The following is a 23,100-nucleotide window of genomic DNA, read 5'->3' on the forward strand; positions in this document are numbered from 1 at the left end:
TCTCCTGCGGTGCGGGTCACCAGCGTGCCCCGAGGGACCGTGCGGCGGCCGCGCCGGACCGGCAGCCGTCCTCGTGGAAGCCCCAGCCGTGCCAGGCCCCGGCGTACGCGGTGACACCGGTGTTGAGGAGGGGCAGTTCCTTCTGCGCCTGGACGGAGGCGGGCGTGTAGACCGGGTGTTCGTAGACCATCCGCTCCACCACCCGGTCGGCGGGGATGCCCTCGTCACCGCCCAGGGTGACGACGTAGCCGGCGCCGGAGGGCAGCCGCTGCAGACGCTCCATGTCGTAGCTGACCCGGACGCGGTCCGTGGAGGGGGCGCAGCCGGTCATGCGGTAGTTCCAGGACGCGCGTGCGTGCGGTGAGCGGGGCAGGAGGGAGGTGTCGGTGTGCAGCACGGTGGGGTTGCGCGCGTACCGGAAGGCGTCGAGGAGCCGCTTCTCGTCCGCGGTGGGGTCCGCGAGCATCCGCAGTGCCTGATCGGGGTGGGTGGCGATGACGACGGCGTCGTACGCCTCGCCGACGCCGTCACCTGCCGTGATCAGTACGCCCCGGCCGGTGCGCCGGATGGTGTGGACCGGGCTGGAGGTGTGGATCCGCTGGAGGTGCCGGGCGGCGGCGGTGACATAGGCGGCGGATCCGCCGGTGACGGTCTTCCACTGCGGGGAGCCGGTGACGGACAGCAGGCCGTGGTGGTGCAGGAAGGCGAAGAGGTAGGCGGCCGGATAGGACAGGGCCGTCGCCGCGGGGCAGGACCACACCGCGGCGACCAGGGGAAGAGCGAAGTGACTGACGAAGTACGGGGAAAAGCCGCCCTGGCGCAGGAAGTCCCCGAAGGTCAGGTCCGGGTCCGCCCCGCGGGCCAGGAGCCGCCGGGCGCCGCGGTGGAAGACCGGCACCTCGGCCAGCAGCCGCAGGTAGCGGCCCCGCAGCGCGGCCTTCGACGCCAACAGGCCGGCGGGCCCGCGGGCGCCCGCGTACTCCAGACCGCAGCCGTCGCAGCGCACCGACATGCTCATCTCGGCGTCCTGTGTGCCGATGCCCAGCTCACGGAACAACCGCAGCAGGGTGGGGTAGGTGCGCTCGTTGTGGACGATGAACCCCGAGTCCACGGCGACCGGCTGTCCGCCGGGGCCGGGTAGTTCGCGGGTGTGGGCATGCCCGCCGAGCCGCCCGTCGGCCTCGTACAGGGTGACCTCGTGCGAGGAAGCCAGGATGTAGGCGGCGGTCAGCCCCGCCACCCCGGCCCCGACGACCGCGACTTTCCGTTCTTGCATGACCACGCTCCCACCACTCGACACTCCGCCCGGCTACTGCGCCTCACTGGTGCTTCGCAGTGGCCGGGCCGACGGATTGGAGTCGATGTGCATGCGCCGTGCCGGAAGGCTTCGCCGTCCGGGTGCCCGCCCGGCAGCCGGAAGACGCCGACGGCGTCGCGTCACCGATCGGCGGGGTGCCGGCCATGGGGGCCTCGATCTGTCGGTTCGGGGCGCCCGGTCAGGCGGGCAGGGTCATCAGGAGCAGGGGGGCGGTGGTGGGTGCGGGGGAGCCTCCGGCGGGTTCGAGGGTGAGTCCGACGGCGCCGGCGTCGGCGGGGTTGCCGGTCAGGACCACGGTGCCGTCGTGGTCGATGAGTCCGGCCGGGAGCATGGTGCCGTCGTGGTCGAGCCACAGCTGGTAGGTGCTGCCCGCGGCGGGGGCGGGGAGGTTGACGGCGGTGAAGACGGCCTTGTTCTGCCGGTCGGAGGCGACGACGGTGGTGAGCGCGCCGTTGGCGGCCTTGCCGTGGACGGTGCGTGCGTCGGGTGCCGCCAGCACGGCGCTGACGGTGTCGACCTGCTGCTGTGCCTGGCGGGCCTGCCGGCGCAGCTCCTGTCCGTTCTGTGCCTGCCATACGGCGACGCCGCCCAGTGCGACCGCGGCCACGCTGGCGGCCAGCGCCAGCGGCAGGGCCCGTCGGCGCAGGATGCCGTCGAGAGTTGATGCGCTCACCGGGGCGGGAAGCCGCGGCGGCAGCTGGCGGACGCCGTCGACGGCGTCCATGACCTGGCTCTTGATCGCCGCAGGCGGTGCCTGGGAGACCGCCGCGGCCAGGCGTGCCGCGGTCGCTTCGAATTCGGCGGCTTCCTGCCGGCATGCCTCGCAGGCTTGCAGGTGAGCGGCGAAGGCGGTGCGTTCGTCGTCCTCGAGTGCGCCCAGGGCGTAGGCGGCCACGAGGGTGTGGGCGTCGGTGGCGTGGTGTTTCACGCGGTCACCCCCATGCAGTCGCGGAGCCGGATGAGCCCGTCGCGCATGCGTGTCTTGATGGTGGGAAGCGGAGTGCTCAGGGCTTCGGCGACTTCACGGTAGGTAAGCCCCCGGTAGTAGGCCAGGGTGACGGCCTTGCGCTGCAGTTCGGTCAGGCCGCGCAGGCAGCGGCGTACCTGCTCGGACTCCAGGCGGGTCTCGACCTGTTCGGAGACCTCGTCGAAGGCCGTGGTGTGCTCGCGGGCGGCCTGCGCCCGCTCGCGGTCGGCCGTCGCCTGCGCGGAGCGGACGCGGTCCACGGCCCGCCGGTGGGCGATCGTCGCCGCCCACGTCCGGACGCTGCCGGCGTCGGAGCGGTACCGGGCGGCCTGCCGCCACAGATCGATCATGACTTCCTGGGCGACCTCCTCGGACTGCGCCCGGTCACGGACCACCTTGAGCACGATGCCGAAGACCAGCGGCGCGAGGGCGTCGTACAAGGTGGAGAACGCCTGTTTGTCGCCGTTGGCGACGTGGCGCATGACGTCGGTGAGGTCGCTGCGGTCGGCGTCGGCCGGGCGGCCGGCGCCGAAGGGGCTCGGTTGGTTCACCTGTACCGCTCCGCCCGTGGGCAGGAGGCGAAGCGGCGGCCTGGGTCGGCCGTCGGGGGGCGGGGCGTCCATCGCATGCCGGTCCTCGTGTCGTCACTCGTCCGGGACCGGACCACCCCCGAGGGACGGCCCGGCCTTTCAAACCTGTGCGTGTGTCGTCTCTTCTTCGTAGCCGACGGGCCTGCGGATGGGAGGACTCTTCGTCACCCGCAGCGCCGTCGACTAACCCGTTCGAGGGAACGCTCCGGGCGGCGACAGCACGCTGCCCCGCACCGGATCGCGGTGCAGGGCAGCGTGGTCGGTCGTCGTGCTCTCAGGACTCCCGTGTGCCCTGTTCGGCCCGCGCCTGGTCGATCAGCTCCTGGTACGGGACGCCGTCACCGGTGTCGTCCGTATCGGCCGAGCGGTCGAACAGGCTGACGGACCAGGGAACGGGGCACGGCGGTGCGTGCTCGGGCTCCGGGCACAGCAGCCGCGTGATGCGCTCCTTGATCTCCTCGGCCTGTGCGGGGGTGGCATACAGACCGAGGCGGATCTCGTGGACGCGTGGGCTCTCGGATGTCATCGGGTCGCTCTCTTCCCGGTGGGCGACGAGCGCGACTCTGGTGGTGCTACCAGATGCGCTTGGTGTCGCAGTGGCGCTTGTAGTGACCGGACGGGACGGGGATGTTGCGGGCCGCGTCCGTGACGGCGGCCTGCTCGGTGTTGCCCGTGCCGTCGGCCCGGTCGTATCCCACGACATTGTTGTCGCTGATGCGAACGATCTGGCACTGGACGGTGGCGTGCCAGAGCTTCTGTATGCCGAACTTCGCCTGCGAAGCCTCGGACACGGATACCGCGGCAGAGGACGTGCCCGTCACCGGGGCGGCCGAGGCGGTCGGGGCCAGCAGAGCGGTCGCGGCCAGGGCAAGGCCTGCAGCGGCCAGAGTGTGGGAACGGTACGTCTTGATGAGGGACATAGCAGGTCCTCCAGGGTCGGTAAGAGCAGTGCATGTTCCAAGTCCGCCGCAGGTGAGCACCAGGGCTGACCCCGGCGGTATCCCGAGACTCGCACCTCTCGTCGCCGAATTGTGTTCCGGGGGCGGGAGTTGGCAGTGCGGTGTCAGGAACCTGCCTTCGGATCCGGGTGAACCGGAAGCGTGAACCGGGTGGGCGGAATGGGCTACGTACCTCCGTGCACGCGCCTTTTGCCGAACAGGAGAACTTCATGCGCCAAGGATCCGTCGCACCGCCTCGCCCCGAACGGCGGGACGACCCTTCGACGCTGACCGTGGTGGGCACGGAACTCGCGCGCAACAAACGCGGATTCGTGTTCTGGTACCACCTCGTCTCGCCCGTGGTCATCACCATTCCTCTCTTTCTCGGGTCGCTCGGTGCGGCGGACGCGGATGCGGAACGGACCTTCGACGTGTTCCGCAACGTCACGCTGGAGTTCTGGGGGGTCCTCATTCCGATGACCGCCGGACTCGCGGCGGCCCTCTCGGTCCGGGCCGATCAGGACGCCTGGCGCCTGATGCTTTCGTACGGAGTGCCCCGCGGTCGTTACTTCGTCGGGAAGTTCGCCGCCCTGGGTGTCCTCGGCTTCGTCTCGTCGACCGTGCTCCTGTTCATGCTGGCGCTGGGCGCGCTGGTCAGCGGCCAGTTCCCCCACGGAATGGGGACGGTCGCAGCGGCCGTCTACCTGCCGTGGCTGGCGGGGCTGGCCATGACGGCGCTCGCCGTGCTGGTGGCAGTGTTGTGGGGAATGGGACCGAGCCTCGGAGCCGGCATCGCGGGACTGCTGAGCGGTGCGCTCGTCTCCGACAAGGACTTCTGGTACGCCGTCCCGTTCGCGTGGCCGATGCGGGTCGTACTGCCGTTGGCCGGCATCGGCCCGAACGGTGTACCGCTCCCGCCGGACAGCCCCGTGCACTCGATGACGGCCATCCCGCAGGCGATCGCTCTCAGCGCCGTCCTCACCGGGGTACTGCTGGTCCTGGGTACGATCCACATGAGCCGTAAGGAAATCTGATCATGTACGAGACCACGCATGGTTCGGATGACGGCGGGCGCGGCGGCATCGCCCTGTCGATCAAGGATCTGCACAAGCACTACGGGGGGCACCGCGCCCTGGACGGGGTGGACCTCACGGTCAGGGCCGGCGAGGTGTACGGCCTCCTCGGCCCCAACGGCGCCGGGAAGACGACCCTGATGAAGGCGCTGCTGGGACTGCAGCGGCCCACGTCCGGAACCATTGAGATCTTCGGCGAGCCCATCGGCCGGGAGACGCTGGCCCAGGTCGGCGCACTGATCGAAGTACCCGGCCTGTGGCCGAACCTGACGGCGGACGAGACGCTCAGGGTCCATGCCAAACTGCGCGGGGTGCCGGTGGAGTGGGCCGAACCCGCCCTGCGGGTGGTCAGGATGACCGAGGCGCGGGGTCGGAAGGTCTCGACGTATTCGCTGGGCATGCGGTGGCGGCTGGGCATCGCCGTGGCTCTGCTCGCACAGCCGCGGCTGATCGTGCTGGACGAGCCGACCAACGGCCTCGACCCGGTGGGCATCCGCGAGATGCGCGGCATCATCCGGACGTTGGCGAGCGAGGGGGCAGCCGTACTGATCGCCAGTCACCAGCTGACGGAAGTGGCACAGATCTGCGACCGGGTACAGGTGCTCGTCGCCGGCCGGACCCAGTACGAGGGCCCGTTGGACGGGCTGGCGAGGGACGGTGACCTGGAGGCCGGGTTCTTCCAGTTGCTGGAAGGCGCCGACATGAAGATCCGTTGACCGAAGGCCGCCGGGTGGGGGTATCCAGTACCCCCACCCGGCGGCCCGTCGGACCGAGGAGCGGTCAGGCGGGCATCGACGCCATCACCATCAGCTCGGTGCGGCCGCGGACGCCGACCTCGTTGTAGAGCTGTCGAATACGGCGGTACATCGACCGCTCGGAACAGTAGTGACGGCGGGCGATCTCGGCGACCGTCATGGGCGTACAGAGCAGGCGCATGAGTTCCGCATCCTGAACAGGGCGGCCCTGCCTCGTGGCCGGCGCCGGCAGCCGGGCCGGGCCGTGGTCACGAGGGGTACCGCCGGCCTGTGGGGAGCCGGGTGCTGTCGGGGTGGGGCACGTACGAGGTTGGAAATGCGTGTGGAACTGGGCGAAGAGAAGCTCGAGCTGCCGCTCGGCGGGTATCGCGAGGTTGAGTACGAACTTCGCTCCCGACCTGATGGCGCCGTAGGTGAGATGTCCCGTGACGTCGTCGGTGACGGCGGTGATCAGGGACAGCGGATGACGCATCCGGATGGTGCGTATCGTCTCCGCCTGGAACTCGCTGATCACCGGGACCAGGATCGGCACGTCGATCGGTCCGGCGGCGGCAGCGGTGAGTTCCGCGTCGTCGGCGAAGTCGATACGGGACACGCCTGAGCGAAGAGCACTGAAAACCGAGGGGGCGCTCTCCGGACGGTCGAAGTGCTCCTTGAATCCGGAATGGACGATGATCCGGAACACGCGGTCGACGCGGCGTGTTCGCTTGTGTATCCGGTCGGTATTGGTGACGCGGTCGTGTGTTTGTGTTTCACGAAGCAACATCTTTTCCCCCATGATGTTTTGTTCCTTACTGTCGTGCAGGCAGTTCTCTTGCGTGCTCCCTCTGTGTGTGCGGCAGGTGCTCAGGAAGGACCGGCGGTCGGAGCCTGCTCCTGTGGGGCCCTGCAGAGCTTCAGGGTCCGGCTGAGCATGGGTCCCAGGCTGATCTCGTCCCCGTTCTCTCCCTTTGCCCGTACCGGCCGGGGATCCGCGTACCCTGCCGCGGTCGCACGGTCGTTGAGTGCGTAGACCGTCCCGTCGGGAACGGTGACGACGGCCTGGTCGCCGCCCCGGCACTCCATGACGGCGCGGTCGACGGTCAGCGGCCAGACGTGTCGCAGGTTCTCCTTCCTCACCTCTTGGCTGGTGCCCGTGGGACTGGGCAGCGGCACCGGCTTGTCCGCATCGCTCACCGCCTCACCGCCGCAGGCGGCCAGGGTGGCGACGGCGGTCACGCACGCGAGGACCAGGCCCCCGGTGCGGAAGCGGCCACCGGTACGGAAGGGTTCGGTACGGCTCATGGGGATGCCTTTCTTTTCGGAGCGGGAAGGGTCACCGGCCACTGGGGCCCGCGCTCTGCGCTGCCCGGCGGCCCGCGCCGAGCAGGGCGGCGTACCCGTCCTCCAACGAGGGTTCGACCGGATGTGCACCGGCCGGCGGACGGGGGGTGACGATGCGGTACTCGGACCCTTCGGCGGTGGCGACGGCGCTCACCACTTCCGCGTCGGCCGGGGGCCCGCCGTGGGTGCGGTGCAGATAGGTGATACCCGCGCCGAGTCCCGCGAGGGCGGACGTGGTGTCGTGGAAGACCAGCCGTCCGGCGGCGAGCACCGCCACCTCGGGGCAGGTCTGGGCCACGTCGTCCAGGATGTGTGTGGACAGCAGGACGGTGCGGTTGTGGCCGAGCCCCGCGAGGAGGGTCCGAAACCGCATCCGTTCGTGCGGGTCGAGTCCGGTGGTCGGTTCGTCGACGATCAGTACGGCCGGGTCGCCCATCAGCGCCTGTGCGATGCCGACCCGGCGTTGCATACCGCCCGAGAAGCCGGAGAGCCGGTCGCCCGCCCGGTCGCCCAGGCCGACCTCGGCGAGGCGGCTCTCGGCCTGCGCGCGCCGCTGCCGCTTGTCTTCCATGCCCTTGAGGACACCGATGTAGTCGAGGAATTCGCGAGCGGTCAGGTCCGGGTACAGGGACAGTTCCTGAGGGAGGTAGCCGAGTGAGCGCTTGGCGCCGGTGAGTCCCGCGGTCGTCGACAGATCGTGCCCGGCGACCTCCACGCGCCCCGAGGTCGGGCGCAGCACGCCGGTGAGGATCCTCAGCAGTGTGGTCTTGCCGGCGCCGTTGGCACCGAGAAGGCCCACGGTGCCCCGGTCGATGTGCAGGTCTACGGAGTCCAGTGCGCGTCGGCCTCCGCGGTACGTCTTGTTCAGCTGTTCCGTGACGATGTTCACGATGCTCCGATTCGGCGGGCACGTACGCGTGCGATGAAGTGGCCGAGCAGGTGGCAGGCGGCGGCCAGGGCGAGGACGAGGGCGAGGTTCAGCAGAGCCGTGCCGAAGGTGACGGTCGGGCGCAGGGGGCCGTCGCCCCCGCGCGTCGCCCACACCACGGGGGCGTGTGCCCAGTCGACCAGCGTGTAGCCGGCGAGCGGGGACAGCACGGTGCCCGTGGGAGTGGGGACCGGGGAGAAGCTCGGGGGGAAGTGGCAGGCCCACAGCCACACCACGACGGTGATCGCGCGGGCCGCGGCGACCGGCAGGAGCACTCCGATCAGCCCGGCGAGCGCGGTGGCCAGGAGCGCGGCGGGCAGGACGGAGGTCAGCAGCGCGGCGAGGGCGGCACCGAGGGGGGCGAACGAGCCCGAGGTGGCGGTGACCACCGTCGCGTACAGCAGGAAGAGCACGGCCACCGGGGCGAGCGCCGCGAGCATCGGCCCGGCGAGGGCGCCGGCTCCCCGGGCGAGCGGGGAGGCCGGGGTGGCGGTGAGCAGTTCGGGCAGGCCGGTGGATCCGGTGCGCCCGCGCATGCGGTCGGCGAGGGCGAGGCCCGTGCCGAGCGAGCACAGGGTCGTGACGAGCACGGCGGCGGCTCCGACCCGCGCGGCCGGGTCGTCGTGACCGGTCACCACCGGTGAGCTGCCCGCGAGGACCAGGCTGAGCAGGGTGAGGGGAAGTACGGCTCCCCATACGACCTTGCGGCGCGCGGCCATCAGGGCTTCGTAGCGGAGCGTCCACAGCAGGATGGTCACGGGGGGTCCTCGTGCTCGGGGATGAAGGAGAGGAGGGGGTCGACACGCCTACCGGTCGATCGGGTCACCCGGGCTCGCGGCGGGTGAGGAGCGGACCTGCCTCGTTGGGGGGAGTCACGGTGCGCAGGGCCAGGCCGGCCAGGACCGCTCCGCCCAGCAGGGCGGGAAGGGCCTGGGCGAGGCCCTCGGGAAGGACCCGGTCCACGAGCAGGAGTTTGGCGAGAACGGCTGCCACGACGAGGCCCGTGGCCGGTGCCGCCGATCCGGAGCGGACCGTCACGTAGACCGCCGCGCCGCTCAACAGCGCGGTCAGCCCCCACAGCTGGAGCAGCATGACCGGGGCCGCGGGGTCCAGCGGAAGGCCGACGAGTACGGCGGCGGTGAGCAGGCCGACGGCGCCGGCCGTCGCGACCGTCGCGGGCCAGGCCAGGCGTCGGGCGAGGGTCCGGGCATAGGGGGTGGGCAGGGTCAGGTGCAGCTCCGTCATCGGCTCCCGGACCACTACGGCCGCGCAGGCCAGTGCGGTCGCGGCGGGCAGCGCGGTGGACAGGAGGGTACGGCCGAGGAGCGCACCACCTGCGAATCCCGGGCCCGCGTCGTGCGTCCCGCCCACTGCCGCGTAGGCGAGCGCGGCCGCCACCAGGGGCAGTACGGCGGCTTGTTTCCCGCAGCGGCGGATCTCGTACCGCCACCGTGTTCCGGCCCGCATGGAGCATCTCCTCCCGTCCGTGACCGTGCCCCGTCACGGGGCTGTGCTCGGTACGTAGCGGTTCGGCGCTTTCCGGTTCACACGATCGTCCGCATGGAACGCACGGCCCATCCCAGAAGTGCGGCGGCGGCCAGCAGCGTCCAGGGGGTCGTGGACGCGAGCACGTCCACGACCGGGTCGGCGGGGGTGCTGAACGCGCCCCGCACGGCGCCGAACAGCCACAGGACGCCGCCCGCGGTGGCGCCGGCGGCCGGACCGAACCGGACGGACAGGGCGAGGGCGAGCGAGGTGGAGAGCAGGGCGTGGCCGAGCCAGCCGGAGACGACCGGCCACCAGCCGGGCCCGCCCACGAGGGCCGAGCAGCCCACCGCGAGGAGGAGGTCGATGCCGAGTACGAGCGTCAGCCTGGTCAGGAACACCGCGGTCGGGGAGACCGGCAGGGTGAAGAGGAGCTCACGGCGGGGGTCGCGCCGCGGCGAGGCGACGAGCAGGGCTCCGAACAGCATGAGCAGCACGGTCACGGCGCCGAAGAAGCGTGCTCCGAGGCTGATCTGTACGTGCGTGGAGGCCAGCAGGGCGGCCGTGAGGAAGCCCGCCGCGTTGAGGGCGGCCCATCGCAGCGGCATCAACGTCATCTGCTGGGCGAAGAGCTGGAGAACGAAAGCCGGCCGGAACGGAAGTCGTCCAGATCTCGCTGTGCCGTGCGCCTCCTTGCGCGCTCCCGCCGGGTGGACGGCACGCGGGCCTTCGCCGCCGGCGAGCAGCGCCGGCCCCAGGAGCACGTCGAAGGACGGTGGGGCGACGTTCACGGCGTCTGTGCGCAGTGCCTCACGGAGCACGTGCCAGGTGTCGACCCGGGTACGGCAGTCCGGGCACTGCGACACGTGCGGGGGCAGGTCGGAGGCGCCGGACCTGGCCAGCAGGGTCAGTACTTCGTCCGAGGGGTGTTCCCCGGGATGTCCGGTCATCGTCGTCCCGTTCCTTCCAACCGCTTCGCGGTGAGCATGGTGCCGAGTCTCCGCCGTGCGTGGGACATGCGGCTTTTGACAGTGCCCACCGGGATGGAGAGCACGGAGGCCACCTCCGGATAGGGCAAGTCCTCGACCAGCACCAGAGCGAGCACCTCGCGCAGGTGCTCGGGCAGCGCGCGTACGGCGGTGAGAAGTTCCGACTGCGCGGCTTCCCGCAGTACTTGGTCCTCGACGCTCGGTGCGGAGTCCGGGACGTGCAGGGCTTCGGCCAGGTCGACCGACTGTGGTCGGGAGCGGCGCAGCTGGTTGTGCGCCTGGCGCTTCGCGATGCCGAGCAGCCAGCCCCGCACGGAGGACTCGCCCCGGAAGCCCGCTGCCGAGCGCCACACCGCGAGCCAGGTCTCCTGGAGGATCTCCTCACAGACGCCCTGGTCCGAGGAGAGTCTGCGGATGAGTCGAAGCATGGCAGCGGCATGCCTCTCGTAGAGGGTCCGCAGGGCCGTCTGATCGCCGCGGGCGACGGAAGCGATCAGGGCTTCGTCCGTACACATGTCTCATACGTATCCCAAAACCTCCGACCGGTTCACCGGCCCCGACGAACTAGGTGTACTTTCCAGCCACTTTGGCAGGCCGGGCACGTGCGACCAGCCGAGGGTGTCGAGGGCCGGAGCGCCGGACGGGGGCTCTCCCACCAGCGCCGCACGCCCCTCCGGGGAGCTTCGACCCGGTCGTCGAGCGGTCCTTCCGCGTCATGGAGGCGGCCCGTCTGCACCGTCGACTTGCGTCGCGCTGCTCGGCAACTGCCACAACTGCCACGACTGCCAACCCAGTTCGACGTCCTTGAGCATCCCCGAGCCCGTGTGGTTCCGTGATCAACGGATCGCGATCCATGAACATCCAGCCACTTTCGATGAAGGAGTGTCCATGGGCCTGACCATGTCGCCCCAGCCCCAGAACAACACGAACCTCTTCGACCTCGACCTCGAGATCGGCGTCGAGAAGTCCATCGCGGGCCCGGCCATCACGAGCATTTCGTACTGCACCCCGGGCTGCACCAGCGAGGGCGGCGGCTCCGGCTGCAGCCACTGCTGCTGATCTCACGCATGCCGTACGGTCGGGCGGCTCACCGGCCGCCCGACCGTAGGCAGTTCCCGTAGATGACGTGCGTGCGCACCGCGGGCGCGCGCACGTCACCACGGACGCACCGCACGCAGGGACACGAAAGGGAAAGATCCATGGGGGAAGCAGAACCGACGGCACTGTTCGAGGCGCGGGACATCTTCCTGCACCGCGCACCGCTGGCGCAGTTCACCGGTACGGGTGCGGGACCTGCCGTCGCCGCCGCGTACGGGCCCGACCCCCAGGACCTCGAAGCCTGCGGAGCCCTCCTCTCCTCCGTACCGGCCGACCCTCGTCTCCAGGAGGCGCTGGCCCTGGCCTCGCCCAGCCTGGACGCGCTGGTCCGCCGCGTCGTCGAACGCGGACCCGCCGGCATCAGGCCGGGCCAGCTGCGCCGCGCCGCTCTCGCCGTACTCCGCTACGACATCCGGATGCGCACCAGGCCCACCCCCTTCGGCCTGTTCGCGGGCGTCTCCGTCGGCCGCTTCGACTCGGCCGCGAAAGCGGAGCGCGGAAACGACCACCGCACCCGCACCCATGCGGACATGCAGTGGCTGACCCGGATCGGGCACCGTCTCGAGCAGGACCCGGCCGTCCTCGCCGGCCTCCCCGTCCAGGCACACCAGGCGCTGGTCCCCAGGGGCGACCGTCTCGTCCTGGCCTCCCCCTCCACCCAGGGCGTGCGTCCGGGGGACAACGGCGAGGGGCGTTCCACCGTTTCGCTGCGCCGCACGCCGGTCGTCGAGCGGGCCCTCATCGAGGCCGCGTCCCCGCTGCCGTACGCCGAGCTCGTGGAACGCACCCTGGCCGCTTTCCCGGGCGCCCCGCTCGGGCGGGTGCGGGACCTGCTCGCCGAGCTGGTGCGCCAGGAGTTCCTGATCACGGGGCTGCGCCCGCCGCTGGACGGCGGCGACCCCCTGCACCACGTACTCGGTCTCCTGGCGGGCGTGGACAGGGACGCGGCAACCGTCGAGACCCGGCAGATCCATGACGGCCTGCTGATCGTCGAGCGCGAACGACAGCTGTACGACACCCGGGCCGTGGGCGAAGGGAGCGAGCAGCTGGGCCGGCTCCTCGCCGCCGCGCGAGCCGTCGAGCCGGACGACACCCCCCTGCACATCGACACCCGGACGGACTCCTCCCTCCATGTGCCGCATGACGTGCGGAACGTCATCGAGCGGGCCACGACCGTCATGTGGCACCTGTCCCGGCCCAAGCTCGGGCTCTTCTCCCTGCGTGACTTCCACCGCCGGTTCCTCGACGTGCACGGCGCCGACCGGCTCGTCCCGATCCTGGAACTCCTGGACGAGTCCACCGGTCTGGGTCCGCCCGCCGGCTATGGCTGGCCCAACAGTGAGGCCGCACCCGTCCCGCCCGCCGACCCGCGCACGGCGACCCGGGACCGCGCGCTGGCCCGCCTCGCGGCAGTGGCGCAGCGCGGTGGCCATCGGGAGATCGTCATCGGCGACGCCGACCTCGCCGAACTGTGCCACGACGGGGTGGAGGCGGCCGCCGCGGCACCCTCGGCCGGCCTGCCCAACTCCTGCGAGGTGACCGTGCAGTTGGTCGCTCCCGCAGTGGAGGCGCTTGACGAGGGTGACTTCCTGGTCTTCCTCTCACCCTCGCCGGGCTCCCACCGGGCCGGCTCGACCTTCGCCCGCTTCGCGGATCAGCACCCCGATTGGAAGCGGGAATTCACCGCCCTGCACCGTGACAACCCGGTGCACGTCCAGGACGCGGTCCCGGTGGACCTGGCGTTCCGGCCGCGCTCGGGGCGGGCCGCGAACCTCGCGCACACCGTTCCGGCGACGGGCGTGCGGATCAGCGTAGGGGTGCCGAACGTCGCGAACGGCGATGGAGGTGTCGGCCCCCGGGAACCGGGGACGCCGGGCGGCGTCGAGGAGCTCGCGCTGTCCGACATAGGCATCGGCGCCACGCTCGATCGCCTCACCGCCGTCCACCTGCCCACCGGCCGCGAACTCGTGCCGGTTCTGGGCAACATGGTGAGCGCCCCGGCCCAGGCACCCAACGCCATACGTCTCCTGTGGGAGATCGGGCTCGAAGGGCAGCGCCTGTGGGAACCGTGGAACTGGGGTCCCCTCGCGGACGCGCCCTTCGTCCCGCGCGTGCGGTACGGGCGGTTCGTGCTCGCCTGCGCCGTGTGGCGGCTCGACACCCTGCGCGCGACGGCGCGGGAACTGCGGACCCGCACCACCGAGCCGCAGGCCGGGGAATGGGCCGCCGCCGTCAGCACGTGGCGCTCGCAATGGGACGTACCGAACCGCGTGCTCGCCGTCACCGCCGACCAGCGCCTGCTCCTCGACCTCGACGACGCCTGGCACCGGGAGCTCCTCCGGGACCAGGTACTGCGCCACCCCGACCTGATCGCCCAGGAGGTCCCCGGCGAGTACGAGGGCTGGCTCGACAGCCCACTGGCCGGACACACGTCGGAACTGGTCGTTCCGATGGTGCGCCGGGACGCGGTCGCCGCGGAAGCCGACCCGACGGTCCCCGCCGCTCCCTCGGTCCCCGCTTCCTCGGTCCCCGCTCCTTCGGTCCCCTCCCCCGCCGGATTCACCCTGCGGCGTCCCTACGCGGGCAACCGCCAGCTCGCGCGCACCGTCCACGGTCTCGGAGGCGAGTGGCTCTACCTCAAGCTGTACTGCGCGGCGCGCTCCCAGGACGAGCTGATCCGTGATCACCTGCCCGAACTGGTCTCGCTCGCCGCCGGCCTCGGCTGCGACAACTGGTTCTTCATCCGCTACACCGATGCCGACGGCCACCACCTGCGGGTCCGTCTGCACGGCACCGATCCCCGTGCGCTGTGGGGCGAGGTCGCTCCCGCAGTCGGTACGCTCCTGGACCGCTGGCAGCGATCGGGGCTCGTACGCGGGCATGCGGTCGCACCCTACGATCCCGAGATCGAGCGGTACGGCGGCCCGGACGCCCGGCACCTGGCGGAGCAGGTCTTCCGGTCCGACAGCGAAGCCGCCGTCGAACTGCTCCGACTCGTCAAGAACCCCGTGCCGGCGTCCGAGGGCCCGGCGCGCTTCGAGCGGCTCGACCTCGACGATCTCGCGGTGGTCTCCTGTGCGGCCCTCGCCCACGCCTTCGGGCCGCCCGCACCCGACAACCCCCGGCTCGCGGACATGGCGGCCGACGGCGACCCCGGGGACGACGCGGCGGTGGCCTGGCTCTCGATGACGGGCACGCGCCGCGACCTGCCGTCCGCCTTCCGCTCCCGCAAGGCGCACTGGCGCCGTCTGGTCGATCCGTACGACGGCTGGACCGGGCTCGCCCCGGACCCGACGGGAGCCCGGGTGCTCGCCGTCCTCGACGAGCGCGACCGTGCGGTGCGCAGACTGGCCGACGCGGTCCGTGCGGGCGGGCCGACCCCGGAGGGACGCGTGGTGGGCAGCCTGCTCCACATGGTCTGCAACCGGCTCTTCGGCGGCGACAGCGCGCGCGAGATGACTGTCCTCGGCACGGCCCGCGGCGCGGTGCAGGACCACTTCAACCGCCGGAGGCACCAGAACTCATGACGACCGACCCACACGGCACGGACACCTCACGGTCCGCGACCGACCTCATGACCGCCGGATCCGCACCGGCCCCCCTCACCGCCGAGGCGGCCGTCGCTCTGGTGGCGTCCCGGCTCGCCGACCCCGAGCACGTCGCGAGCGTCGCCTCGCGCGAGGACAACCGCGACCCCATCTACGACGCCGTGATGTGGGGTCCGATGACGCTGGCCAACGGCCTGCCCGGCACCGCCCTGCTCTACGGCGAACTCGCCCGCTCCGACGACGCCTGGCGGCAGGCCGCCCACCGGCACCTGGCCGCCGCGGGCCGCGCCATGAACTCCGCGCCGAGCCTCGGCCTGTTCTCCGGGCCGGCGGCCCTGCTCGCGGCCGCCCAGACCTGCGCCGGACCCGAGGGGCACTACGGGTCGCTCCGCAAGAGCCTCGCCGGCTGGCTCGCCCAGGACCAGACCGACCGCCTCGACGCCTTCCGCGCCCGGGCCGGCGCCGGTACCCCCGGCGTCGACTGGGCCGCGTACGACCTCATCAACGGACTGGCGGGCACGACCCGCCTCCTGCTGGACTCGGCGAGCGACGCCGTCGAGTCCGGTCCCGCGGTCGAGGAGGCGCTCGGCCGTTCCCTGCGGCACCTGATCGCGCTCACCGAACCGGTGCGGGTCCGCGGACGGGACGTCCCCGGGTGGTGGGTCCCCGCCGAGCTCCAGGTCACCGCACGCGACCGGACGACGTACCCGCGAGGCGACTTCAACCTCGGCATGGCCCACGGCATCACCGGTCCGCTCGCCGTGCTGACCTCCGCCTACGAGAGGGGGCACGCGGACGCCGCCCTGCGCGAGGCCATCGTCCGGATCGCCGAGTGGCTCCTCGGCTGGACGCTCCACGACGAGGCCGGCCCCTACTGGCCTGCCCGCGCGAGCTGGGACGACGAAGTCGCCGACCAGCGCCCCGGCCGGCTCTTCACCCGTACCGCCTGGTGCTACGGCACCCCCGGTGTCGCGGCCGCCCTCTTCCGGGCCGGACGCGCCCTGAACCGCCCGGAGTGGACCACCGCGGCCGTCGACGCGCTGCGGGCCGCTCTGCGGCGGGACGAGTCCGACTGGGCGATCGAGGGCGCGACGCTCTGCCACGGCTACGGCGGCCTGCTGAGGATCGTCGGCCGGGTGGCCCGGGACGTCACGGACCCCCAGGCACGGGCCGAACTCGATCTGGGTCAGGCCCTGCTGCTCAGGCGGACCCTGGACTGCGCGGACCCGGATGCCCCGTTCGGCTTCCGCCACCTCATGCGGTTCGCGGCGGCGGCCCATTCGCCGGTACCGCACCGGGCCGTCGACACCGCGGGCATGCTCGAAGGAGCGGCGGGTGTCGCCCTGTGCCTTCTCCCCGTGCACGACTCCCCGCTTCCCTGGGACCGCACGCTGGGGCTCGCATGATCCGGCCGCCCCTCACACCGCGGGAAGACGACCCCGTGCACACACCCGGTCCTCCTCCCGCGCCCGTCGCGGCCTTCGAGACGACCGCTCTGGTGGTGCGGTACGGCGACGTCACCGCGGTCCAGGACGTGTCCCTCAGCTCGCCGCCCGGCCGCATCACGGCCCTCCTCGGGCCGAACGGCGCGGGAAAGTCCAGCCTGTTGGGCGTCCTGTCGACCGCCTCGCGACCCCACTCCGGACGGGTCCGCATCTTCGGGCACGACGTCGAGGAGGCGCCGATGGCCGCCCGTCGGCGGCTCGGTCTGGTCTTCCAGGAACGCACCCTGGACAAAGAGCTCTCCATCGACCGAAACCTCTGGTTCCACGCCCGCCTCTTCGGCGTGCCCCGAGCGGAGGCGCGCGCCCGCATCGACACCCTCCTCGAACGGTTCGACCTCACCGGCCGGCGCCGCCAGCCCGTCGAGGAACTCTCCGGTGGCCTCGCCCGGCGCGTCGAGATCGCGCGTGCGCTGCTGCACCGCCCGGGCCTGCTGATCCTCGACGAACCCACCAACGGCCTCGACCCGGCCGTGCGCGCCGGGGTGTGGTCCGACCTCCGGCAGCTGCGCGACGAGCTCGGCGTCACCGTCCTGTTCGCCACGCACTACATGGACGAGGCGGAGTACGCCGACGACATCGTCATCCTCCAACGCGGACGCGTCGTCCGGCACGACAGCGTCGGCCGTCTCAAGAGCAGCCTCGACTCCTCCCGCATCGTGGTGTCCTGCGCGGACGACGAAGCCGCCGCACGCCAGCTGCGCGCCGCCGGGTTCGAGCCCCTGATCGAGGACGGAGGCGTCGCGGTGCACTGCCCCGACCCGGAGGCCCGGATCGCCGACGTCGTCCGCGCCCTCGACGTACCCGGCCTGACCGTCTCCGTGCACCGCCCCTCCATGAACGACGTGTACCTCGCGGCCGCCGCCCACCCCGACAGCACCCGCCCGCCGCAGACGCAGGAGAGTGTGAGCCCCCGATGACCGTCGCCCCTGCCCCCGCTCAACCGGACGCCCGGCTTCCGCGGTACGCCCCGGACGGCACCTCGCCCCTCACCCCCGCCGACGCGCCCCTGCGAACCGCTCTGCGCGCCATCGCGGTGATCGCACACCGCGATCTGCTGCGTCAGGTGAAACGGCCCGGCGTGCTCCTCAGCCAGGCCGTGCAGATCCTGTTCTTCGTCCTCGTGTACGCGGTCGGCTTCGACGGGATGATCGGCACCGTCGGGGCCGACGGAGCGGGCGGCCCGGTGGAGTTCAGCGCATACGTCTTCCCCGGCATCATCGCCATCCAGGTCGTCTCCATCGGCATCGCCTCGGGCCAGACCTACGCCTGGGACCGCGAGTACGGCGTACTGCGCGAACTCATCGTCGCCCCCGTGCCACGGATCTGCCTCCCGCTGGGAAAGGTCGCCGCGGGAGCCGGGATGGTGACCGTGCAGAGCGTGCTGATGCTGGCCCTGTCCCCCCTCATGGGCGTCCATCTGTCTCCGCTGCGCTTCGTCGCCGCGGTCGGCTGCTACGGGCTCGCGGCCACCGTCTTCAGCGTCATCGGCCTCTGCCTGGCCACGGTCATCACGCGCGTGCAGACCCTTCAGGCAACCGTCCAGCTCGCGATGTTCCCCATGCTGTTCCTGTCCGGCTCGGTGTTCAGCCCGCAGGACGCTCCCGCCTGGCTCGGCTGGATCATGCACCTCAACCCCATGACCTATGCCGTCGACCTGGCCCGTCAGACCCTCCTCGGCAGCGGCGGCCTCCTCCCCCTCTGGGCGGACCTCGCCGTGCTCGGCGCAATCCTCCTCGCCGTCCTGGCCCTGCTGCGGCTGCGGAGCGGCCGATGACCGCCGCCGCCCGGGTGCTGGCGGGTGCGCTCGGCTGGCTGGAGACCAACCTGGAATGGTTCGCCCCCGAGCGCTGGGAGGAGCACCTGCCCCGCCGACCGTTCCCGCCCGGCACGCTCCTCGAACTCCTGGGCCTGGTGCGGCTCCTGAACCGGCCCGGCGTCCCCCCGGAGGCCGACGTCGACTTCACCCGCCGTGCCGTCGACCTGGCCGCGCGCACGGCCGCCGCGCCCTCCTTCGGCGACGGTCTGCGCAAGGCCGGCGAGCTCTTCCCCTACCACCTCAACCTCGTGGCCCTCCTCGACCTCCTCGGCCGCCCTCAGCCCACGTCGCGCAGCCGTTGCCAAGCTCTGCTGGACGCCGATGCCGGCGGCCACACCCAGCTGTACAAACCCGTCCTCAACCGTCTTGAACTGCGCTACTTCGTCGACCGAGGCGGTTTCACCGCCCCGGCGCGGCTGCCCGACGCCGAGTCGCTGTACGCCCGGAGCATCGCCGCCCTGAGCCCCGACGTCCACCAACTGACGAGCAGCGAGACGTACGCGCTGACGCACTCCGTCTTCTACGCCACCGACTTCGGGCAGCGCCCCTGCCCGGACACGCCCGGAAGCGAAGCCCTGCGAGAGGCCGTACGCGTTCTGCTCGGCGTGCATCTGGCCCGCAGGAACCTGGACCTGCTGTCCGAACTCCTGCTGTGCGCCAGGGCCCTGGGCGGCGCCACCCTGGCCTTCGAACGGCAGGGCTGGGAAGCCGTCGAAGCCGCTCAGCGCGCCGACGGTGCCGTTCCCAGCCCGGTGCACCGGCCCGCGGTCCTCGATGGCCTGACCGGGGACAAGGCCGCTGCCTATCTCTTCGGCACCTGCTACCACACCACCCTCGCGGCCGCGCTGGCCGCGGTGGTGACCCTGCGCTCCGTCCCCCCAGGACCTGATCCCGGAGTCCCGATGCCCCGCGCCGACCGCACGGAGATGCTCGCCTGGGCCAAGGAGGTCCGCACGCGCCCCCGCGCGCACGACGCGTGGCGCGAACAGCTCGACCCCCTCCTGGTGATCGCCGTGCAGGATGCCGACCCGATGCTCCTGGACGAGCTCCTGCACGCCGCCGACCACCTCGGCCTGCAGACCGCCCCCCTACCCCGCTCGGCGGCCGCGCTGCGCCTGGCCGTCGAGTGGGACTCCCCGGAACCGTAACCCCGGCTCAAGCCCTGAGGCCCCGTCAAACGAGCGTCACGAGCGTCGCTTCCCCGTCAAGCCACCGCCCGCAACGCACATGACGCTCACCGACAAACCGCATGTCAGGCGTCGTCGCGGATGGGCTCCAGGATCGCCACGCACTCCACGTGGTGGGTCATCGGGAAGAGGTCGAAAACGCGGAGGGTGCGGACCTTGTAGCCGTTCTCCTTGAAGTAGCCGAGGTCGCGGGCCAGGGCTGCCGGGTCGCACGCCACGTACGCGATGCGGCGGGCCGAGAGGCCCGCGATGTGACGGACCGTCTGCTTGCCGGCGCCGGCGCGGGGCGGGTCCAGGACGACCAGGTCGCACTCGGTGATGCCGGTCTTCGGGAGGATCTGCTCGACCTTGCCCTGCTCCACGCGGACCCGCGGGAAGTCCCCCAGGTTGTGCCGGGCGTCCTCGACCGCGCGCTTCGTCGACTCGATGCCGAGCACCGCGCCCGTGTCGCCGAGGCGTTCCGCCAGCGCGCCCGCGAAGATGCCGACGCCGCAGTACAGGTCGAGGGCCATCTCGCCCTTGCGCGGCATCAGGCCCTGCATGACGGCCTTGATCAGGGTGTCGGCGGCCTGCGGGTGGACCTGCCAGAAGCCGCCCATGCCCACGCGGTACGTACGGCCGTCGGCGCGCTCCCGTACGAAGGGGCGGCCGTGGACGCGGTGCACGCCGCCGTCCTTCTCCTCGACCCGCAGGACCGAGACCGGCTTGTCCAGCTCGACGAGCGGGAGGCGGCCGCCGGGGCGGGGGGTGAGGACGACCTGACGGTCCTGGGAGCCGGTCGCCGCGATGGCCTCGACCGTCGCCATCTGCGGCCAGTCCTGCTGCTCGATGCCCAGCTCGGTGACGCCCGGCGCCGCGATCATGCACTGGTCGATCAGCTCGATGTCGTGCGAGCGGTGCTTGCGCAGGCCGACGCGGCCGTCCTCGTCGATCGCGAACTGCACGCGGGTGCGCCACTGCGGCACCTGACCGGCCGGCAGCTTGTCGCCCTCGGCGGGCATCACCGTGCCGTCCCAGCCGGCTTCCTCCGGGGTGAGGCCGGCGAGCCGCTTCAGCTGCTCGGCGACGACCTCGCCCTTGAGCCGGCGCTGGGCACCGGGCTTCGCGTGCTGCCAGTCGCAGCCGCCGCACTTGCCGGGGCCGGCGTACGGACAGGGGGCCTCGACGCGGTCCTTGGAGGCGTCGAGCACGGTGATCGCGTCGGCGCGCAGGTAGCGGGAGTCGACGTCGCCCTCGGTGACCTTCGCGACGACCTTCTCGCCGGGCAGGGTGTGGCGGACGAACAGGACGCGGCCGTCCTCGGTGCGGGCGATGCAGTGCCCACCGTGCGCGACGGGGCCGACCTCGACCTCGTACTCCTCCCCCACCAGTGACTGCTTCTCGTTCTGCTCGGCGCTCGTCATGGTGGGAAGACTCCAAAAACCTGAAACGGGGAACGGCCGGACGACCGACCCACCAGTTTACGTGGCTCTCGTCCGGCCGTTCACCAACCGGTTCAGCGCTTCGAGGAGGACTCCTTCGGGGGCGCGGGCCTGGCGGGGCTGTCCACCGGGCCGCGGCGCACGGCGCCCGGAGCGTTCCAGTCCTGGCGCTTCTTCGCCCGCTTCTTGGCGAGCTCCGAGGACTCCAACTGGTACGGCACCGAGGTGACCATCACACCGGGCGTGAAGAGCAGCCGGCCCTTGAGTCGCAGCGCGCTCTGGTTGTGCAGCAGGTGCTCGTACCAGCGCCCGACGACGTACTCGGGGATGTAGACGCTGACCGCGTCGCGCGGGTTCTCGCTGCGCAGGCCCTTCACGTACTCGACCACCGGGCGGGTGATCTCCCGGTACGGCGAGTCGAGGATCTTGAGCGGAACGTTGATCCCGCGCCGGTCCCACTCGTCACGCAGCGCCTTGGTCTCGGCCGGGTCGACGCTGATGCTGAGCGCTTCCAGGGTGTCAGAGCGGGTCAGCTTCGCGAAGGCCAGGGCCCGCAGCGTGGGCTTGTGGACCTTGGAGACCAGGACGATGGAGTGGACCCGGGAGGGCCGCACGCTGTCGTCGCTGGGGCCCTCGGCGGCGGCGATCTCGGCGGAGACGCGGTCGTAGTGCTTGCGGATCGCGCTCATGGTGCCGTAGAAGATCAGCATGCCGAGCAGGGCCACCCACGCACCGTGGGTGAACTTGGTGGCGAGGACGATGACCAGCACCATGCCGGTGAAGAAGGCGCCGAAGGCGTTGATCGCCCGGGAGCGGTGCATCCGGCGGCGGGCGGCGACGTCGCGCTCCGACGTCAGGTGCCGGTTCCAGTGCCGGACCATGCCGATCTGGCTCAGCGTGAAGGAGACGAACACGCCGACGATGTAGAGCTGGATCAGCTTGGTCGAGTCCGCGTCGTAGATCCACACGAGCAGGATCGCGGCGCCGGCGAGGAGCACGATGCCGTTGGAGAAGGCGAGGCGGTCGCCGCGGGTGTGCAGCTGCCGCGGCAGGTAGCGGTCCTGCGCGAGGATCGAGCCGAGCAGCGGGAAGCCGTTGTAGGCGGTGTTCGCCGCCAGGAAGAGCACCAGCGCGGTGGCCGCGGCCAGCAGGACGAAGAGGAAGCTGCCGTCACCGAAGACGGCCTCGGCCACCTGCGAGATCACCGGGTTCTGGATGTACCCGGGGCCGACCGGGACGCCGTTCGCGAGCAGGTCCTCGGCGGGGTTCTCCGCCATCCTCACGTCGCTGGCCATGGCCAGGCCGATGATCCCGCAGAACATGGTGACCGCCAGGCCGCCCATGTAGGCGAGGGTGGACGCGGCGTTCTTGCTCTTCGGCTTGCGGAAGGCGGGTACGCCGTTGCTGATGGCCTCGACCCCGGTGAGGGCCGCACAGCCGGACGAGAAGGCCCTCAGCAGCAGGAAGACCATCGCGAACCCGGCCAGCCCCTGCTGCTCGGGTCGGATTTCGAGGTCGGCGGTCGGGGCCTTGAGGGTCTCGCCGAGGACGATGCCCTTCCAGGCACCCCAGGCGATCATGACGAATACGGCGGCGACGAAGACGTAGGTCGGGATCGCGAAGAGCTTGCCGGATTCCTTCACACCGCGCAGGTTCATCAGCGTGAGGAGAAGGATCATGACGGTCGCCGAGAGCGTCTTGTGCTCGATGACGAAATGCACGGCGGAGCCGAGGTTCTCGACTCCGGAGGAGATCGACACGGCGACGGTCAGGACGTAGTCGACGAGCAGGGCGCTCGCGACGGTGAGACCGGCCCTCGGTCCGAGGTTGGTGTTGGCCACCTCGTAGTCCCCGCCACCGCTCGGGTAGGCGTGGACGTTCTGGCGGTAGGACGCGACGACCGTGAACATCAGCACGACGACCGCGAGCGCGATCCATGGGCTGAACTGGTACGCCGACACGCCCGCGATCGAGAGGACCAGCAGGACCTCGCCAGGGGCATATGCCACCGAGGAGAGCGGGTCGGACGCGAAGACAGGAAGGGCGATCCGCTTGGGAAGGAGTGTTTCTCCGAGGCGGTCGCTGCGTAGCGCCCGGCCGATCAGGATCCGTTTGGGCACGTCGGTCAGTTTGGACACGCAGAGGATCGTAAGCGTTCG

At 71.5% G+C, this 23,100-nt stretch carries 22 protein-coding genes; 8 read left to right on the forward strand and 14 right to left on the reverse strand.

Annotated elements, in window-relative coordinates; translation table 11 throughout:
• Nucleotides 1–16: 16 nt before the first annotated feature.
• From ACFYP3_RS23245 to ACFYP3_RS23265, 5 genes are all read right to left on the reverse strand, one after another.
• A complete protein-coding gene (locus ACFYP3_RS23245; protein ID WP_388835628.1) occupies nucleotides 17–1,276 on the reverse strand; it encodes an NAD(P)/FAD-dependent oxidoreductase in 1,260 nt (419 codons plus the stop codon).
• Nucleotides 1,277–1,496: 220 nt separating this feature from the next.
• A complete protein-coding gene (locus ACFYP3_RS23250; RefSeq protein ID WP_388835630.1) occupies nucleotides 1,497–2,246 on the reverse strand; it encodes an anti-sigma factor domain-containing protein in 750 nt (249 codons plus the stop codon).
• Nucleotides 2,243–2,836 carry an ECF RNA polymerase sigma factor SigK gene (gene sigK / locus ACFYP3_RS23255; RefSeq protein WP_388835633.1) on the reverse strand — a complete coding sequence of 198 codons (594 nt, stop codon included), beginning with the start codon at nucleotides 2,834–2,836 and terminating at the stop codon, nucleotides 2,243–2,245. Before sigK ends, ACFYP3_RS23250 begins: the two co-directional genes overlap by 4 nt.
• Nucleotides 2,837–3,149: 313 nt before the next feature.
• Nucleotides 3,150–3,401 carry a hypothetical protein gene (locus ACFYP3_RS23260; RefSeq protein ID WP_388835636.1) on the reverse strand — a complete coding sequence of 84 codons (252 nt, stop codon included), beginning with the start codon at nucleotides 3,399–3,401 and terminating at the stop codon, nucleotides 3,150–3,152.
• 46 nt (nucleotides 3,402–3,447) lie between these two features.
• Nucleotides 3,448–3,795 (reverse strand): hypothetical protein, encoded by a 348-nt coding sequence (locus ACFYP3_RS23265; RefSeq protein WP_376614198.1) that lies wholly within the window; start codon nucleotides 3,793–3,795, stop codon nucleotides 3,448–3,450.
• A gap of 248 nt (nucleotides 3,796–4,043) precedes the next feature.
• Here ACFYP3_RS23265 and ACFYP3_RS23270 point away from each other — a divergent pair, with 248 nt between their 5' ends.
• Both ACFYP3_RS23270 and ACFYP3_RS23275 read left to right on the forward strand, forming a co-directional pair.
• Complete coding sequence (locus ACFYP3_RS23270) at nucleotides 4,044–4,847, forward strand: ABC transporter permease (protein ID WP_388835639.1); 804 nt, start codon at nucleotides 4,044–4,046, stop codon at nucleotides 4,845–4,847.
• Between the two features lie 2 nt (nucleotides 4,848–4,849).
• A complete protein-coding gene (locus ACFYP3_RS23275) occupies nucleotides 4,850–5,602 on the forward strand; it encodes an ABC transporter ATP-binding protein (protein WP_388835642.1) in 753 nt (250 codons plus the stop codon).
• 64 nt (nucleotides 5,603–5,666) lie between these two features.
• On the opposite strand, the gene ACFYP3_RS23280 is transcribed toward ACFYP3_RS23275, so the two are convergent.
• The 7 genes from ACFYP3_RS23280 to ACFYP3_RS23310 form a co-directional block, all read right to left on the reverse strand.
• The gene (locus ACFYP3_RS23280) at nucleotides 5,667–6,419 is read right to left on the reverse strand and encodes a DNA-binding response regulator (protein ID WP_388835645.1); all 753 of its coding nucleotides are present in this window, start codon (nucleotides 6,417–6,419) and stop codon (nucleotides 5,667–5,669) included.
• Nucleotides 6,420–6,487: 68 nt separating this feature from the next.
• Entirely contained in the window at nucleotides 6,488–6,925 is a 438-nt protein-coding gene (locus ACFYP3_RS23285; protein WP_388835648.1) for a DUF2511 domain-containing protein, read from the reverse strand.
• 31 nt (nucleotides 6,926–6,956) lie between these two features.
• Nucleotides 6,957–7,853 carry an ATP-binding cassette domain-containing protein gene (locus ACFYP3_RS23290; protein WP_388835651.1) on the reverse strand — a complete coding sequence of 299 codons (897 nt, stop codon included), beginning with the start codon at nucleotides 7,851–7,853 and terminating at the stop codon, nucleotides 6,957–6,959.
• Complete coding sequence (locus ACFYP3_RS23295) at nucleotides 7,850–8,650, reverse strand: hypothetical protein (RefSeq protein ID WP_388835654.1); 801 nt, start codon at nucleotides 8,648–8,650, stop codon at nucleotides 7,850–7,852. The genes ACFYP3_RS23290 and ACFYP3_RS23295 overlap by 4 nt, the downstream gene beginning before the upstream one ends.
• A 64-nt stretch (nucleotides 8,651–8,714) precedes the next feature.
• Nucleotides 8,715–9,359 carry a hypothetical protein gene (locus ACFYP3_RS23300; RefSeq protein ID WP_388835657.1) on the reverse strand — a complete coding sequence of 215 codons (645 nt, stop codon included), beginning with the start codon at nucleotides 9,357–9,359 and terminating at the stop codon, nucleotides 8,715–8,717.
• A 77-nt stretch (nucleotides 9,360–9,436) separates the two neighbouring features.
• Nucleotides 9,437–10,327, reverse strand: coding sequence for a hypothetical protein (locus tag ACFYP3_RS23305; protein WP_388835660.1), 891 nt, complete (start codon nucleotides 10,325–10,327; stop codon nucleotides 9,437–9,439).
• A complete protein-coding gene (locus ACFYP3_RS23310) occupies nucleotides 10,324–10,881 on the reverse strand; it encodes an RNA polymerase sigma factor (RefSeq protein ID WP_388835663.1) in 558 nt (185 codons plus the stop codon). Before ACFYP3_RS23310 ends, ACFYP3_RS23305 begins: the two co-directional genes overlap by 4 nt.
• A 373-nt stretch (nucleotides 10,882–11,254) precedes the next feature.
• Here ACFYP3_RS23310 and ACFYP3_RS23315 point away from each other — a divergent pair, with 373 nt between their 5' ends.
• The 6 genes from ACFYP3_RS23315 to ACFYP3_RS23340 all read left to right on the forward strand — a co-directional run bounded on the left by ACFYP3_RS23315 (nucleotide 11,255) and on the right by ACFYP3_RS23340 (nucleotide 19,481).
• Complete coding sequence (locus ACFYP3_RS23315; RefSeq protein WP_376614183.1) at nucleotides 11,255–11,425, forward strand: gallidermin/nisin family lantibiotic; 171 nt, start codon at nucleotides 11,255–11,257, stop codon at nucleotides 11,423–11,425.
• A 140-nt stretch (nucleotides 11,426–11,565) separates the two neighbouring features.
• Nucleotides 11,566–14,991 (forward strand): lantibiotic dehydratase, encoded by a 3,426-nt coding sequence (locus ACFYP3_RS23320; protein ID WP_388835666.1) that lies wholly within the window; start codon nucleotides 11,566–11,568, stop codon nucleotides 14,989–14,991.
• Nucleotides 14,988–16,418, forward strand: a complete 1,431-nt coding sequence (locus tag ACFYP3_RS23325; RefSeq protein WP_388835669.1) for a lanthionine synthetase C family protein — start codon at nucleotides 14,988–14,990, stop codon at nucleotides 16,416–16,418. Before ACFYP3_RS23320 ends, ACFYP3_RS23325 begins: the two co-directional genes overlap by 4 nt.
• A 35-nt stretch (nucleotides 16,419–16,453) precedes the next feature.
• Nucleotides 16,454–17,434, forward strand: coding sequence for an ABC transporter ATP-binding protein (locus ACFYP3_RS23330; protein ID WP_388835671.1), 981 nt, complete (start codon nucleotides 16,454–16,456; stop codon nucleotides 17,432–17,434).
• On the forward strand, nucleotides 17,431–18,291 hold the full coding sequence (locus ACFYP3_RS23335) for an ABC transporter permease (protein ID WP_388835674.1): 861 nt from the start codon (nucleotides 17,431–17,433) through the stop codon (nucleotides 18,289–18,291). Before ACFYP3_RS23330 ends, ACFYP3_RS23335 begins: the two co-directional genes overlap by 4 nt.
• Nucleotides 18,288–19,481 (forward strand): DUF6895 family protein, encoded by a 1,194-nt coding sequence (locus tag ACFYP3_RS23340; protein WP_388835677.1) that lies wholly within the window; start codon nucleotides 18,288–18,290, stop codon nucleotides 19,479–19,481. Before ACFYP3_RS23335 ends, ACFYP3_RS23340 begins: the two co-directional genes overlap by 4 nt.
• Before the next feature lie 104 nt (nucleotides 19,482–19,585).
• Here ACFYP3_RS23340 and ACFYP3_RS23345 read toward each other — a convergent pair whose 3' ends face one another.
• On the reverse strand, nucleotides 19,586–20,923 hold the full coding sequence (locus ACFYP3_RS23345) for a class I SAM-dependent RNA methyltransferase (RefSeq protein WP_388835679.1): 1,338 nt from the start codon (nucleotides 20,921–20,923) through the stop codon (nucleotides 19,586–19,588).
• 92 nt (nucleotides 20,924–21,015) lie between these two features.
• Entirely contained in the window at nucleotides 21,016–23,079 is a 2,064-nt protein-coding gene (locus ACFYP3_RS23350) for an APC family permease (protein ID WP_388835682.1), read from the reverse strand.
• Between the last annotated feature and the right edge of the window lie 21 nt (nucleotides 23,080–23,100).

Origin of the sequence: Streptomyces sp. NPDC005533, assembly GCF_042871845.1 — a bacterium.
In the GTDB taxonomy this organism is placed as follows: Bacteria; Actinomycetota; Actinomycetes; order Streptomycetales; family Streptomycetaceae; genus Streptomyces.